The sequence below is a fragment of the Streptomyces sp. JNUCC 63 genome (genome assembly GCF_054366325.1).
Window position 1 is genome coordinate 2,032,600 of record NZ_CM135963.1, and the last position, 14,602, is coordinate 2,047,201.

Here is a 14,602-nt window from a genome sequence, read left to right on the forward strand (position 1 = left end):
CGGTCACCGGGGCCCCGCGCGCGCGTGCCGCTACTCGGCCGCCACGACGGTGACGTGGCCGATGCCGAGGGCCTCGACGGGCTCCTTGATCTGCGCGGCGTCACCGACGAGGACGGTCACCAGCCGGTCCACCGGGAAGGCGTTGACGACGGCAGCGGTGGCCTCCACCGTGCCGGTGGCGGCGAGCTGCTGGTAGAGCGCCGCCTGGTAGTCGTCGGGCAGGTGCTGCTCGACCTGGTCGGCGAGCGTGCTCGCCACGGCGGCCGCCGTCTCGTACTTCAGCGGCGCCACGCCGACGAGGTTCTGCACGGCGACGTCCCGCTCGGTGTCGGTCAGGCCCTCGGCGGCGAGCTTGCGCAGCACCGTGAACAGGTCCTGCAGGGCCGGGCCGGTGTTCGGCGTGTCGACCGAGCCGCTGATGGCGAGCATCGCGGCGCCCGAGCCGTCGGGGGCGGAACGCAGCACCTGGCCGAACGCCCGCACACCGTAGGTGTAGCCCTTCTCCTCGCGCAGGACGCGGTCCAGGCGGGAGGTGAGGGTGCCGCCGAGGCAGTAGGTGCCGAGCACCTGGGCGGGCCACACGCGGTCGTGCCGGTCGGGGCCGACACGGCCGATGAGCAGCTGCGTCTGGACGGCGCCGGGCCGGTCGACGATGACCACGCGCCCGGTGTCGTCGGCGGTCACCGGCGGCACGGGCCGCGGCTTGGCGGGCGCCCCCGTCCAGGCGCCCAGGGTCTCGCCCAGCAGCTCGTCCAGGTCGATGCCGGTGAGGTCGCCGACGACCACGGCGGTGGCCGTGGCGGGACGCACGTGCCGGTCGTAGAAGGAGCGGACGGCCGCCGAGTCGATGGCGCCGACCGTCTCCTCGGTGCCCTGGCGCGGGCGTGACATGCGCGCGGTGGCCGGGAACAGCTCCTTGGAGAGCTCCTTGGCGGCGCGGCGGGAGGGGTTGGCCAGCTCGTGCGGGATCTCGTCGAGCCGGTTGCGCACCAGCCGCTCGACCTCGGAGTCGGCGAACGCGGGCGCCCTGAGGGCGTCGGCCAGCAGGCCGAGTCCCTTGGTCAGGCGGGAGGCCGGGACCTCCAGGCTGAGCCGTACGCCGGGGTGGTCGGCGTGGGCGTCCAGGGTGGCGCCGGCGCGCTCCAGCTCGGCGGCGAACTCCTCGGCGGAGTGCTTGTCGGTGCCCTCGGAGAAGGCCCGGGCCATGATCGTGGCGACGCCGTCCAGCCCGGCCGGCTCGGCGTCCAGGGGCGCGTCCAGCAGCACCTCGACGGCGACGACCTGCTGGCCGGGGCGGTGGCAGCGCAGTACCGTCAGGCCGTTGTCCAGCGTCCCGCGCTCGGGCGCCGGGAACGCCCACGGCCTGGCCTCGCCCGCCTGGGGCCGGGGGTGGAACTCCATCGTGGCGAGCTCGGTCACTTCGCCGCCTCCTCGGTGTGGTCGGTGGCCGCGGTGTCCGCGCCCTGGGCGTCGTCCTGTACGTCGGCGGCGGTCGGCTCGTAGACGAGCACCGCGCGGTTGTCGGGCCGCAGGCGGGCCTTGGCGACTTCCTGGACCTCCTCCGGGGTCACCTCCAGGACGCGCTTGACGGCGGTCAGGGCGAGCTGCGGGTCGCCGAACAGGACGGCGTACCGGCACAGTTCGTCGGCGCGGCCCGCGACCGTGCCGAGCCGGTCCAGCCACTCGCGCTCCAGCTGGGCCTGGGCGCGCTCCATCTCCTCGGCCGTCGGGCCCTGTTCGGCGAACCGGGCGAGCTCCTCGTCGATGGCCGCCTCGATGACGGGGACCTCGACGTCGCCGGAGGTCTTCACGTCCAGCCAGCCCAGGGAGGGCGCGCCGGCCAGCCGCAGCAGGCCGAAGCCGGCGGCGACGGCGGTACGGTCGCGGCGCACCAGCCGGTTGTACAGGCGGGAGGACTCGCCGCCGCCGAGGATGGTGAGGGCGAGGTCGGCCGCGTCGCACGCGCGCGTGCCGTCGTGCGGGAGCCGGTAGGCGGCCATCAGGGCGCGGGCCGGGACCTCCTCCTCGACGACCTCGCGCAGCTGCTCGCCGACGACCTCCGGCAGGGAGCCGTCGCGCGGCTGGGGCTTGCCGTCGTGGGACGGGATGGAGCCGAAGTACTTCTCGATCCAGGCGAGCGTCTGCTGCGGGTCGATGTCGCCGACGACCGACAGGACGGCGTTGTTGGGCGCGTAGTACGTCCGGAAGAACTGCCGGGCGTCCTCCAGGGTGGCCGCGTCGAGGTCCGCCATGGACCCGATCGGCGTGTGGTGGTACGGGTGGCCCTCCGGGTAGGCGAGGGCGGTCAGCTTCTCGAAGGCGGTGCCGTAGGGGACGTTGTCGTAGCGCTGGCGGCGCTCGTTCTTGACGACGTCCCGCTGGTTCTCCATGGACTCGTCGTCCAGCGCGGCGAGCAGGGAGCCCATGCGGTCGGCCTCCAGCCAGAGGGCGAGCTCCAGCTGGTGGGCGGGCATGGTCTCGAAGTAGTTGGTGCGCTCGAAGCTGGTGGTGCCGTTGAGCGAGCCGCCCGCGCCCTGCACCAGCTCGAAGTGACCGTTGCCCTTGACCTGGGCGGAGCCCTGGAACATCAGGTGCTCGAAAAGGTGAGCCAGGCCGGTACGTCCCTTGACCTCGTGGCGCGAGCCGACGTCGTACCAGAGGCACACCGCCGCGACCGGGGTCAGGTGGTCCTCGGAGAGCACCACGCGCAGGCCGTTGGCCAGGCGGTGCTCGGTCGCTGTCAGGCCGCCGGAGCCTGCCTCGGCTGTGGCCGTGTGACCCATGGGCATGTACGTCCCTTCGATCGCGATGGCGGTCCGCGAACCGCCCGTTTCCTGCCAGTCCTGCCACTGTATGCAAGCGCGCGGGCCCCTGGCGAAGTTCCCGGAGGTCGTACGCCGAGAGCGAGATCGAAAGCGGGGCGAGCGGGCCGCCGGGTGCGCCCCGGAGCGCGGGACGCCTCCGGGCGTGGTGGGGTCCTGGCAGCCGCACGGAGCGGTCCGCGCCGGTGCACCGCGGGTCCTTCGCGAGCGCAGTGGGACAGCCGAGGCCGGCACCCCACGCTCACGGCGCGGGCACGCGTGCGCGTGGCGCGGGACGAGCCGGCCGTTCCGGGGCGCCGCGGGCCCGGCAAAGGCGCCTGGGTGCGAAACCGGCGGGAGGCCGGGACATCGGACGTCACGACGGAGCCACTACGACCGCCACGCGGGAGCGCGCCGTACCACGGGCGCGGCGGCACGGCGCGGACGACGGCAGCGCCGGGCGGGATCGCCGGGCCAGGAGGCCCCTGCGGAGTGCGCCGAGGCCGGAATGCCGCGGGTACGCGGGGCACACGTGCGCGTGGGACGGGCAACGCGCGGCGGGAGCACCTCGGGGTACGGGGGCGGCTCGCGCCCGGCGTCGCGGTGGCGACGGAGACTTCGGGCGCGTGGCCGGCGGCCTCGGTACGTGGTGCGGAGGCCGATGGGGGCGGGGGCTGGTCCGGGTTGTCAGTCGGGCGGTCCACAATGGTCCGCGTCAGATCCCGTCACGCTTCAGCAAGGAGCCGGCAGCGATGGCCCGCCGCAGCACGAAGACCCCGCCGCCCGACGACTCGTACGAGGAGAGGATCCTCGACATCGACGTCGTCGACGAGATGCAGGGCTCCTTCCTCGAGTACGCGTACTCGGTCATCTACTCCCGCGCCCTGCCGGACGCCCGGGACGGTCTCAAGCCGGTGCACCGCCGCATCGTCTACCAGATGAACGAGATGGGCCTGCGGCCGGAACGCGGGTACGTGAAGTGCGCCCGCGTCGTCGGCGAGGTCATGGGCAAGCTGCACCCGCACGGCGACGCGTCGATCTACGACGCCCTCGTGCGCATGTCGCAGCCCTTCTCCATGCGCGTTCCCCTGGTCGACGGCCACGGCAACTTCGGCTCGCTGGGCAACGACGACCCGCCCGCGGCCATGCGGTACACCGAGTGCCGCATGGCCGCGGCGACGTCCCTGATGACGGAGTCCATCGACGAGGACACCGTCGACTTCGCCCCCAACTACGACGGCCAGGAGCAGGAGCCGGTCGCCCTGCCCGCCGCCTTCCCCAACCTGCTGGTCAACGGCTCCTCGGGCATCGCCGTCGGCATGGCCACGAACATGCCCCCGCACAACCTGAACGAGGTCATCGCGGCCGCCCGCCACCTGATCCGCCACCCGAACGCGGACCTGGACGCCCTGATGAAGTACGTCCCGGGCCCGGACCTGCCCACCGGCGGCCGGATCGTCGGCCTGTCCGGGATCAGGGACGCCTACGAGACGGGCCGCGGCACCTTCAAGATCCGCGCGACGGTCTCGGTGGAGACGGTGACGGCCCGCCGCAAGGGACTGGTCGTCACCGAGCTGCCCTTCGCCGTGGGCCCGGAGAAGGTGATCGCCAAGATCAAGGACCTGGTCGGCTCGAAGAAGATCCAGGGCATCGCCGACGTCAAGGATCTCACCGACCGCGAGCACGGCCTGCGCCTGGTCATCGAGATCAAGAACGGCTTCGTGCCGGAGGCCGTCCTGGAGCAGCTCTACAAGCTGACGCCGATGGAGGAGTCCTTCGGCATCAACAACGTCGCGCTCGTCGACGGCCAGCCCCTCACCCTGGGCCTCAAGGAGCTCCTGGAGGTCTACCTCGACCACCGCTTCGACGTCGTGCGGCGCCGCAGCGAGTACCGTCGCGGCAAGCGGCGCGACCGGCTGCACCTGGTCGAGGGCCTGCTCACGGCGCTGGTGGACATCGACGAGGTCATCCGTCTGATCCGCTCCAGCGAGAACTCCGCGGAGGCCAAACAGCGCCTGATGGAGCGCTTCTCGCTGAGCGAAGTGCAGACGCAGTACATCCTCGACACGCCGCTGCGCCGCCTGACCAAGTTCGACCGCATCGAGCTGGAGGCGGAGAAGGACAAGCTCGTCGCGGAGATCGAGGAGCTGACCCGGATCCTGGAGTCGGACGCGGAGCTGCGCAAGCTGGTGTCGGCCGAACTGGCCGCGGTCGCCAAGAAGTTCGGCACTTCGCGGCGCACGATGCTGCTGGAGGCGGGCGCCGTCCCGGCCGCCACGGTGCCGCTGCAGGTGGCGGACGACCCGTGCCGCGTGCTGCTGTCCTCCACGGGCCTGCTGGCCCGTACGGCGAACGGCGATCCGCTCCCGCGGGGTGCGGACGGCAAGCGGCACAAGCACGACGTGATCGTCTCGGCGGTTCCGGCGACCGCCCGCGGCGAGGTGGGCGTGGTGACCTCCGCCGGCCGCCTGCTCCGGGTGAACGTCGTCGACCTGCCCCAGCTGCCGGAGACGGCCTCGGCGGCGAACCTCTCCGGCGGCGCCCCCCTGGCGGAGTTCGTCACCCTGGAGGACGACGAGAGCGTGGTCTGCCTGACCACGCTGGACGAGTCGTCGCCGGGCCTGGCGCTCGGCACCGAACAGGGTGTCGTCAAGCGCGTGGTCCCCGACTACCCCTCGAACAAGGAGGAGTTGGAGGTCATCACCCTCAAGGAGGGCGACCGGATCGTCGGCGCGGCCGAGCTGCGCACCGGTGAGGAGGACCTGGTCTTCATCACGGACGACGCCCAGCTCCTGCGCTACCAGGCCTCCCAGGTCCGCCCGCAGGGCCGCCCGGCCGGCGGCATGGCCGGCATCAAGCTCGCCGAGGGCGCCAAGGTGATCTCGTTCACGGCCGTCGACCCGGCCGCGGACGCGATCGTCCTCACCGTCGCCGGCTCGCGCGGGACGCTGGACGACTCCGTGCAGACGACGGGCAAGGTCACCCCGTTCGACCAGTTCCCGCGCAAGGGCCGGGCGACCGGCGGTGTCCGCTGCCAGCGGTTCCTGAAGGGCGAGGACTGCTTGTCCTTCGCCTGGGCGGGCCCCACGCCGGTCCGGGCCGCCCAGAAGAACGGCAGCCCGGCCGAACTCCCGGACATCGACCCGCGCCGCGACGGCTCGGGCGTGTCGCTGCCGAAGACGGTGGCGGTGGTGGCGGGGCCGGCCTAGGCCGGGGGTTCCGCCAGGTCCGGATCCTCGAGATCCGGTTCCTCGGAGCCCCGTACGTAGCGGAGGACACCCCACATGCCGTGCTCGTCGGCGTGCGGGGCGTCCTCCTCGCACGCCCGAAGTTCCTTGCCGAGGGCGCCCGCGTCGATGCCGGAGCCGAGGAGCACCAGCTGGGTGAGGCGGGGCTCGCCGGCCGGCCAGGGGTCGGGGTAGAAGCGCAGGAACCGGCCCACGGCGTGCACGGCGTAGCGGTTGCGGGGGTCGTGGGGGCCGAAGTCGGCGTACCCCTTGATCCGGTAGAGCCCGTCGGGGCGGCCGTCGAGGAACCGCATCAGCCGGCGCGGATCGAGCGGCACGTCGGCGACGAAGGAGAGGCTGTCGTAGCCGGCGTGCAGGTGCCCGGCGTGACCGCTGTCATCGGTGCCCTCATGCAGATCGTCGAAGGACAGCTGCCCGACGCGCTCCTCCCTGGGCCTGCAGTCGAAGAGGAACTCGGGGTCGACACGGCCGTAGGAAGCCGGGACGACGGCGGCCCCGTCGGCGAGGGACGCCACGAGGTCGAGCACCCTTTCCAAGCCGGCGGCCCGGTCGGCCTTGTTGACGACGACGAGGTCGGCGAGCGCGAGATGCCGGTCGAGTTCGGGGTGCCGCGCGCGGGTGGCGTCGAACTCGGCGGCGTCGACGACCTCGACGAGCCCGCCGTAGACCACCCTGGGGTTCTCGCTGGCCAGCACCATGCGGACGAGCTCCTGGGGTTCGGCGAGTCCGCTGGCCTCGATGACGACGACGTCGACACCGGCGGCGGGGTTCGTGAGCCGGTCGAGGTAGAGATCGAGCTCACTGGCGTCGACCGCGCAGCACAGGCACCCGTTGCCGAGGGAGACGGTGGAGTCCCCGAGCGCTCCCGCGACCGCCATGGCGTCGATCTCGATGGCGCCGAAGTCGTTGACGATCGCGCCGATACGGCTGCCGCCGCTGTGGTGGAGGAGGTGGTTGAGCAGCGTGGTCTTCCCGGAGCCGAGGAATCCGGCGAGCACGACGACCGGGATCTGCGGCACGGCCGGACTCGGACTCGGGTGCGGGCTTGGGCTCGGGTTCCGGCTCGGACTGGAGTCCCGGCTCGGCTGGCTCACCGTGCGACCTCTCTCACGCCGACGCGTGCACCGGCTCACGGCCGCGGTGCACGCACGAAGTTGGAATGTCGACCAAGAATACGAGCCGCCCACAGGCGTCTGTCCCGCGACGGCGCCCGGGGCGGATCACCCCCACGGCCGGAAGCCGCTTCGCCTCCAGTCAGGTTAGGCTCACCTGTGTGAGTACGTGCTCGACCGTCTCCCGGCAGCTCGACGAGCCGCTGGCCGCCACCGCGCCCGCGGCGACAACGTGGCTGCTGCTGGAACAGCCCGGCCCGTGGGGTGTCAAGGCGCTCACTTCGAGCCACCTGGATCCCGCTGTCGGCCGTGCGCTGGAACGGGCCGCGCAGGGCACCGGCGTCCGTGTCGCGCTCATCCGCCGCCCGGGCCGCCACGCCGACCGCCGCACGACGTCCGTACGGCATGTGTACGCGGCCCACACGGTTCCGGGGAACGTATGGCTGCACAGCGCCATGACCGCCGACCCCGAGCGGCTGCTCGGCCTCGACTTCGCCGCACTGGGCAGGGGTGACCACCACACCTTCGACGCGGTACTGCGGGGCGCGCCCCAGACAGGCGATCCGCTCACGCTGGTGTGCACCAACGGCAAGCGCGACCGGTGCTGCGCCCTCCTCGGCCGTCCCCTCGCGGCCGAGCTGGCCTTCTCCGGGGTCCACGGGGTCTGGGAGGTCACGCACCTGGGCGGCCACCGCTTCTCGCCGACGCTCCTCGTGCTGCCGTACGGCTACGCGTACGGGCGGGCCGAGGCGCACACCGTCAAGGACGTCCTGCACGGCGTGCGGGAGGGCCGGGTGGTCCTCGAGGGCTGCCGGGGCCGTACGGCCTGGGAGCGGCCCGGACAGGCCGCGGAGCTGGCCGTGCGGCAGGCGGCGGGCGAGTACCGCGCGGACGCGCTGGGCGTCGTGCGCACCGACGGCGCCGCGCCCCGCTGGGAGGTGACCGTCGCCCACGCCGACGGGCGCCGCTGGCACGTGACCGTGGCCCAGGGGGCCGCTCAGCCACCCCGGCCGGAGAGCTGTGGTGCGTCGGTGCTGGGCGGTCCGGTGTGCATGAACGTGGTCGCCGTCCACGAACTGGCGGGCACGCGGCTCGCCGGCTGACGGCACGGCGGCACGGCGACACGGCGACACGGCGACACGGCGGCACGGCGGCACGGCGACACGGCGACACGGCGGCACGGCGGCACGGCGGCACGGCGACACGGCGACACGGCGGCACGGCGGCACGGCGACACGGCGACACGGCGACACGGCGGCACGGCGGCACGGCGGCACGGCGACACGCGAGAGATCCACACCACACCCCTGGGGCAGCCCACGCCCGTCGACGTACCGTCATGGGTCATGAGCTCCCCCCTTCCCGCACGCCGTCGCCGGCTCCACCTGCCCCGGCGGATGTTCTCGCAGGTGCTCCTGATGCAACTGGCGATCGCCGCGGGAGTCACGGTGCTCGCGACCGGGCTGTTCCTCGCGCCGCTCGGCCGTCAGCTGGACGAGCAGGCCATGCGCCGCGCGCTCGCCATCGCGGAGACCACCGCCGAGAACCGGCAGATCGCGCGGGACCTGCGGAACACCGCCCCGAGCGCCCACGGGCCCGTGCAGAAGGAAGCGGAACGGATCCGGAAGGCGACCGGCGCCGAGTACATCGTGGTGATGGACATGCGCGGCACGCGCTGGTCGCACACCGATCCGTGGCAGATAGGCGAGCACGTCTCGACGAGTGCCAAGGAGGCCCTGGGCGGGCAGAAGGTCATGGAGATCGACACCGGCACGCTGGGGCGCTCGGCGCGCGGCAAGGTGCCGCTGTACGACGACGACCACCACATCATCGGGGCCGTATCGGTCGGCATCGCCTACAACAGCGTGCGCGCCAAGTTGATCGACGCCATCCCGGGTCTGCTCGCCTACGCCGGCGGCGCCCTGGCCGTCGGCGCGCTGGCCGCCTGGCTGATCTCCCGGCGGGTCCAGCGGCAGACCAGGGACCTGGCGTTCTCGGACATCGCGGCGCTGCTCGCCGAGCGCGAGGCCATGCTGCACGGCATCCGGGAGGGGGTCGTGGCCCTGGACCGCGGCGGCCGCATCCGGCTGCTCAACGACGAGGCACGACGGCTGCTCGGCATCGGCGACGAGGCGCTCGGCCGCTCGCCCGACGAGGCGCTCGGCGAGGGCCGTACGACCGATGTACTGGCCGGGCGGGTGGCGGGCACCGACCTGCTCACCGTGCGCGGGCAGCGCGTCCTGGTCGCCAACCGGATGCCGACCGACGACGGGGGCGCCGTCGCCACCCTGCGCGACCGCACCGAGCTGGAGCAGCTGGGCCGGGAGCTGGACTCGACGCGCGGCCTGATCGACGCCCTGCGCGCCCAGGACCACGAGCACGCCAACCGCATGCACACGCTGCTCGGGCTGCTGGAACTGGAGATGTACGACGACGCCGTGGAGTTCGTCGGGGAGGTGGTCGGGGACCACCGGGCCACGGCCGAGCAGGTCACCGAGAAGTTCCAGGACCCGCTGCTCGCCGCCCTGCTGGTCGGCAAGGCGACCGTGGCGGCCGAGCGCGGGGTCGCGCTGTGGCTGTCGGACCGCACGCACCTGCCGGACCGGCTGGTCGACCCCAGGGGGCTGGTCACGGTCGTCGGGAACCTGGTCGACAACGCGCTCGACGCCGTCGCGGCGACACCACACGCGCGCGTGGAGGTCGAACTGCACGCCGAGGGACGCACCGCCGTCCTCAGTGTGCGCGACACCGGGCCGGGCATACCGGCGGACCAGCGCGACCTGATCTTCACGGAGGGATGGTCCACCAAGCGGCCGCCGGCGCACCGCAACCGCGGTATCGGTCTGTCCCTGGTGCGCAGGCTCGCCGAGCGGCAGGGCGGGACCGTGGCGGTGGGCGAGGCGCACGGTGGCGGCGCGGAGTTCACGGTCGTCCTGCCCGAGGCGCTCGCCGAGGCGGAGCCGGCCCTCGGGTCCGCCCTCGCCACCGCCGTCGGGACCGCCGAGGAGGAGTCGCGGTGATCGAGGTCCTGGTCGTGGACGACGACGTCCGGGTCGCGCGCGTCAACGCCGCCTACGTGGAGAAGGTGCCGGGCTTCCGCGTCGCGGGCACGGCGCACAGCGCGGCCGAGGCGCTGCAGCTGCTTCGGACGCTGCCGCGGCTGGACCTGGTCCTCATGGACCACTACCTGCCCGACGGCACGGGCCTGTCGGTCGTCCAGGAGATGCGGCGCCACGGCCACCGGACCGACGTGATCATGGTGACGGCGGCCCGGGACGTGTCGACCGTGCAGGCGGCGCTGCGGCACGGGGTGCTGCAGTACCTGATCAAGCCGTTCGCCTTCGCCGGGCTGCGGGCCAGGCTGGAGGCGTACGCGGCGCTGCGCCGCACCCTGGACGGCGGCGGGGAGGCCGAACAGGCCGAGGTGGACCGGATCTTCGGGGCTTTATCGGCGCCGTCGGAGCCCGGGCTGCCCAAGGGACACTCCCCCGCCACCGCCGAACTCGTCCGCCAGTGCCTGATGAGGGCCGACAGGCCCCTGTCGGCCCGGGAGGTCGCCGACCGGACCGGGGTGAGCCGGCCGACCGCCCAGCGCTATCTGAAGCTCCTGGAGCGCACGGGGCGGGCCGGGCTGACCCTGAGGTACGGCGACGCGGGCCGCCCTGAACACCGTTACGTGTGGGCGGCCCGCGCCTGAGGACACGGCTCGTGGGGCGGGGGGAAGAGGCCGTGTCCCCCCTGTGCGTACGGCTGTCAGCCGGCGGCCTTCTCGACGAACTCGGTGGTGTACGTCTTGCTGAGGTCCACGTTGCCGTTCTTGATTTCGGGCTTGAACGCCTTGAGCACCTTCTCCACGGTCTCCGGGCCGTTCGCCGGCATGACGCCGTCCTTGGTGAACATCGGCAGCGTGCTCTTGATCGCCTCCGCGTAGAGCGTCTTGTTGCCCTGGGAGTAGTCGACGGGCATCTTGGCGGCGATCTCGTCGGCGCTGTGGGTGGACATCCACTTGAGCGTCCTGACGAACGCGTTGGCCAGCTTCTGGACGGTCTCCTTGTGGCTGTTGACCCAGTCCGTCCGCATGTACAGGCTGGACGACGGGTACGGGCCGCCGAGCGCCTCCTGCGACCCCTCGGGCGTCCGCATGTCGATGAGGACCTTGCCGGCCTTCTTCTCCAGGATCGTCGCGACGGTCGGGTCGGTCGTCATGCCGCCGTCGATGGAGCCCTTCTCGAGCGCGGAGATGAAGGTCGATCCCGCGCCGACGGCGACCGGGCTGAACTCGCTGACCTTCACGCCGTTCTTGACCGCGAGGTACTTGGTGAGGAAGTCGGTGGAGGAGCCGAGGCCGGTGACACCGAGCTTCTTGCCCTTGAAGTCCTTCGCTGACTTGATCTTGTCCGCCGCCTTGCTGGAGACGACCTCCACCTCGCCGGGCGCGTGCGAGAACTGCACCACGGACTGGACGTGCTTGCCCTTGACCTGCAGGTCGAGGGTGTGGTCGTAGAAGCCGACGGTGCCATCGACCTGGCCGGCGACGAGCGCGGTCTCGGCCTGGACACCGGCGGGCTCACTCAGCAGCTCGACGTCCAGACCCTCGTCGGCGAAGTAGCCGAGGCGCTGGGTGAGCATCGCGGGCAGGTAGATGACCTTGTCCAGGCCACCGACCATGATCTTGACGTGCTCGCCCTTGCCGCCGCCCCCGCTCTTGCCCGAGTTGGAGGTGGAGCTCGCCGCGTCGTTGGCGCAGGCGGTGAGGGAGGACAGGGCGAGCAGGCCGGCGGCGGCCGACGCCGCGAATCTGACGGTCTTGCGCATGACGGTTCACGTCCTTGTGAGAGGCGGTGCGGGGAAGAGAAAGAGCTTCGTTACGGGGCCAGTACGGCAGCGGGCCGTCAGTCCCCGGAATCCGCCGGCTTCCAGCGGAAGATGCGGCGCTCGGTGAAGGTGAGCAGGCCCTCGGCGACGAGCGCGACCGCGGCGAGGATGACCATCGCGGCGTACACACCGGCCGCGTTGAAGGTGCCCTGGGACTGTGCGACGAGCAGGCCGATGCCCTTGGTGGCGCCGATGTACTCGCCGACGATGGCGCCGATGAGGGCGAAGCCGAAGCTGACGTGCAGGCTGGTGAAGATCCACGAGGTCGCGGACGGGATGACCACCTGGAAGGTGACCCTGCGGTCGCTCGCGCCGAGGATCCGCGCGTTGGCCACCAGGTTGCGGTCGACCTCCCGGGCGCCCTGGAAGGCGTTGAAGAACACCGGGAAGAACACGAGGACCACGGCCGAGGCGATCTTGGAGAGCGGTCCGAGTCCGAACCAGATCACGAAGATCGGGGCGAGGACGATCCTCGGGATGGAGTTGAGCACCTTGATGTAGGGGCCGAGGACATCGGCGAGGAAGGTGATGCGTCCGAGCGCGATGCCGAGGACCACACCGACCGCCACACCCCACACCCAGCCGATCAGGGCCTCGTAGAGCGTGTACCAGATCTGCTCGCCCAGCGAGCCGAGCGCGGTGCCGTGCGTGATCCAGGTCCAGATCTGGTCCCAGATCTGCGAGGGCATCGAGAAGTTGAACGGATCGATGACCTCGGCCCGGGACAGCGCCTCCCACAGGCCGAGCACGGCCACCAGCACCAGGACGCGGGCGGAGGTGACGACCACCTTGCGTCTGCGGGCGGCGCGGGCCCGGGAGTGTGTGCGGTCGGGCGTCTTGACCGTGTCGACGACCGGCGTGCTGAGAACCTCAGGCGACATGGGCGGCACCCCTCTCGCGGGTGATGCGGACCTCTTCGCCGAGCGACTCCCAGATCTCGCGGTAGATGTCGATGAACTCCGTCTGCAGGCGCACCTGCTCGACCTTGCGGGGCCGGGGCAGGCCGATGTCGAAGACCTGCTTCACGGTCGCGGGACCGGCCGTCATGACCACGACCTTGTCGGCCAGGGCGATGGCCTCCTCCAGGTCGTGGGTGACGAAGACGACCGAGGAGCCCGTGCCCTCCCACAGCTCAAGCAGCTCGTCCGACATCAGCGCCCGGGTCTGCACGTCGAGCGCCGAGAACGGCTCGTCCATCAGCAGGATCTCGGGGTCGTTGACGAAGGTGGCGGCGAGGGCGACGCGCTTGCGCTGACCGCCGGAGAGCTGGTGCGGGTAGCGGTCCTCGAAGGCCGCGAGTCCGACCCGGGCCAGCCAGGCGCGCGCCTTCTCCTTGGCCTCCGCCTTCGGTACGCCGCGGAAGCGCGGTCCGGCCATCACGTTGGACAGCACCGTGCGCCAGGGGAAGGTGGCGTCCTGCTGGAAGACGAAGCCGACCTTGCCGCCGACGCCCTGAACCGGCTCGCCGGCCACCAGCACATCGCCCTCGGTGGGCTCCTCCAGGCCACTGACCAGGGTCAGCGTGGTCGACTTGCCGCAGCCGGTGGGGCCGACCACGGCCACGAACTCGCCGCGCCGCACGGTGAGGTCGAGGTCCCTGACGGCCGTGTGCAGGCCCCCTGACGGGGTCCTGAACGTCTTGCTCGCGCCCCGCAGTTCGATGGCGGGGCTGGTGTCTGCGCTCATGGCCCGGACGGTAGATGCGGCCCCGGCCGCGGCAGCAGTCTTCTGAGCGCAACCCGTTCTTTTGCTCGCAAGCACCTGTTGTGCTCGTTTTGCTCGCGCTACAACAGCGGAGCCGAACACGGGCGCCGCGCCCGCCTGGCCTTGGGAGAAAGAGGCCCGATGATTGACGTCCTGGTGGTCGACGACGACTACCGTGTCGCTGAGATAAACGCCAAGTACGTGGGAAAGGTTCCAGGCTTCCGGGTCACCGCCCGCGCGCACAGTGCCGCACAGGCCCTGACCGCCGTGCAGCGCGGAGGCATCGACCTGGTCCTGCTCGACCACTACCTGCCCGACCGCACGGGTCTGGAACTCGTCCACCGCATGCGGGAGCAGGGAATCGGCACCGACGTCATCATGATCACGGCGGCCGGCGACGTGGCGACCGTGCAGCAGGCGATGCGCCTGGGCGCCCTGCACTACCTGGTCAAGCCGTTCACCTTCGCCGCGCTGCGCACCCGCCTGGATTCCTACGCCGCCCTGCGCCGCACCGTCGACCGCGTCGGTGGCCGCGGCGTCACCGGGCAGGAGCAGGTGGACCGGATCTTCGGCGCCCTGCGCACCACGCCCGCACCGGCGTCCCCGGGCCTGCCCAGCGGCCACTCGGAGCCGACGAGCGACCTCATCTGCGGTGTCCTGCACCGCGCCGACCAGCCCCTGTCCGCCCACGAGGTGGCCGCCCGGACCGGCCTGAGCCGCTCCACCGCGCAGCGCTACCTGCGCCACCTGGAACAGGCCGGACGTCTGCGTCTTTCCCTGAAGTACGGCGACACGGGGCGGCCCGAGCACCGCTACGCGTGGGTGGCGCCGTAGAGCCTGTCCGGGCCGGCGGTGCGGCCGT

The 14,602-nt window shown here is 72.1% G+C and carries 11 protein-coding genes; 5 read left to right on the forward strand and 6 right to left on the reverse strand.

Annotated elements, in window-relative coordinates; translation table 11 throughout:
- Positions 1-30: 30 nt before the first annotated feature.
- Together ACX25U_RS09215 and ACX25U_RS09220 are read right to left on the reverse strand one after the other, a co-directional pair.
- Complete coding sequence (locus ACX25U_RS09215) at positions 31-1,419, reverse strand: M16 family metallopeptidase (protein ID WP_454390434.1); 1,389 nt, start codon at positions 1,417-1,419, stop codon at positions 31-33.
- Positions 1,416-2,789, reverse strand: a complete 1,374-nt coding sequence (locus tag ACX25U_RS09220) for a M16 family metallopeptidase (RefSeq protein ID WP_454390436.1) — start codon at positions 2,787-2,789, stop codon at positions 1,416-1,418. Before ACX25U_RS09220 ends, ACX25U_RS09215 begins: the two co-directional genes overlap by 4 nt.
- A gap of 764 nt (positions 2,790-3,553) precedes the next feature.
- Here ACX25U_RS09220 and ACX25U_RS09225 point away from each other — a divergent pair.
- Positions 3,554-6,010 carry a DNA gyrase/topoisomerase IV subunit A gene (locus ACX25U_RS09225; protein ID WP_454390438.1) on the forward strand — a complete coding sequence of 819 codons (2,457 nt, stop codon included), beginning with the start codon at positions 3,554-3,556 and terminating at the stop codon, positions 6,008-6,010.
- On the opposite strand, the gene ACX25U_RS09230 is transcribed toward ACX25U_RS09225, so the two are convergent.
- Complete coding sequence (locus ACX25U_RS09230) at positions 6,007-7,068, reverse strand: CobW family GTP-binding protein (protein WP_454390440.1); 1,062 nt, start codon at positions 7,066-7,068, stop codon at positions 6,007-6,009. The two genes, ACX25U_RS09225 and ACX25U_RS09230, sit on opposite strands and share 4 nt — an antisense overlap.
- Before the next feature lie 254 nt (positions 7,069-7,322).
- On the opposite strand from ACX25U_RS09230, the gene ACX25U_RS09235 reads away from it, so the two are divergent.
- The 3 genes from ACX25U_RS09235 to ACX25U_RS09245 all read left to right on the forward strand — a co-directional run bounded on the left by ACX25U_RS09235 (position 7,323) and on the right by ACX25U_RS09245 (position 10,858).
- A complete protein-coding gene (locus ACX25U_RS09235) occupies positions 7,323-8,264 on the forward strand; it encodes a sucrase ferredoxin (RefSeq protein WP_454390442.1) in 942 nt (313 codons plus the stop codon).
- A 243-nt stretch (positions 8,265-8,507) separates the two neighbouring features.
- The gene (locus ACX25U_RS09240; protein ID WP_454390444.1) at positions 8,508-10,181 is read left to right on the forward strand and encodes an ATP-binding protein; all 1,674 of its coding nucleotides are present in this window, start codon (positions 8,508-8,510) and stop codon (positions 10,179-10,181) included.
- Positions 10,178-10,858, forward strand: a complete 681-nt coding sequence (locus ACX25U_RS09245; RefSeq protein WP_454390446.1) for a response regulator — start codon at positions 10,178-10,180, stop codon at positions 10,856-10,858. The genes ACX25U_RS09240 and ACX25U_RS09245 overlap by 4 nt, the downstream gene beginning before the upstream one ends.
- Positions 10,859-10,914: 56 nt before the next feature.
- Here the strand turns inward: ACX25U_RS09245 and ACX25U_RS09250 are convergent, their stop codons facing one another.
- The 3 genes from ACX25U_RS09250 to ACX25U_RS09260 all read right to left on the reverse strand — a co-directional run bounded on the left by ACX25U_RS09250 (position 10,915) and on the right by ACX25U_RS09260 (position 13,722).
- The gene (locus ACX25U_RS09250; RefSeq protein ID WP_454390448.1) at positions 10,915-11,976 is read right to left on the reverse strand and encodes an ABC transporter substrate-binding protein; all 1,062 of its coding nucleotides are present in this window, start codon (positions 11,974-11,976) and stop codon (positions 10,915-10,917) included.
- Positions 11,977-12,053: 77 nt separating this feature from the next.
- On the reverse strand, positions 12,054-12,917 hold the full coding sequence (locus tag ACX25U_RS09255) for an ABC transporter permease (protein ID WP_454390450.1): 864 nt from the start codon (positions 12,915-12,917) through the stop codon (positions 12,054-12,056).
- Positions 12,907-13,722, reverse strand: a complete 816-nt coding sequence (locus tag ACX25U_RS09260) for an ABC transporter ATP-binding protein (RefSeq protein WP_454390452.1) — start codon at positions 13,720-13,722, stop codon at positions 12,907-12,909. The genes ACX25U_RS09255 and ACX25U_RS09260 overlap by 11 nt, the downstream gene beginning before the upstream one ends.
- Positions 13,723-13,881: 159 nt before the next feature.
- On the opposite strand from ACX25U_RS09260, the gene ACX25U_RS09265 reads away from it, so the two are divergent.
- On the forward strand, positions 13,882-14,574 hold the full coding sequence (locus ACX25U_RS09265) for a response regulator (RefSeq protein ID WP_454390454.1): 693 nt from the start codon (positions 13,882-13,884) through the stop codon (positions 14,572-14,574).
- Positions 14,575-14,602: the final 28 nt, after the last annotated feature.

What these genes read in the sequence shown, in the direction of transcription:
- ACX25U_RS09250 (WP_454390448.1), bottom strand. Translation starts at nt 11,976, where the DNA reads ATGCGCAAGACCGTCAGATTCGCGGCGTCGGCCGCCGCCGGCCTGCTC.
- ACX25U_RS09265 (WP_454390454.1), top strand. Translation starts at nt 13,882, where the DNA reads ATGATTGACGTCCTGGTGGTCGACGACGACTACCGTGTCGCTGAGATA.
- ACX25U_RS09260 (WP_454390452.1), bottom strand. Translation starts at nt 13,722, where the DNA reads ATGAGCGCAGACACCAGCCCCGCCATCGAACTGCGGGGCGCGAGCAAG.
- ACX25U_RS09225 (WP_454390438.1), top strand. Translation starts at nt 3,554, where the DNA reads ATGGCCCGCCGCAGCACGAAGACCCCGCCGCCCGACGACTCGTACGAG.
- ACX25U_RS09255 (WP_454390450.1), bottom strand. Translation starts at nt 12,917, where the DNA reads ATGTCGCCTGAGGTTCTCAGCACGCCGGTCGTCGACACGGTCAAGACG.
- ACX25U_RS09220 (WP_454390436.1), bottom strand. Translation starts at nt 2,789, where the DNA reads ATGCCCATGGGTCACACGGCCACAGCCGAGGCAGGCTCCGGCGGCCTG.
- ACX25U_RS09240 (WP_454390444.1), top strand. Translation starts at nt 8,508, where the DNA reads ATGAGCTCCCCCCTTCCCGCACGCCGTCGCCGGCTCCACCTGCCCCGG.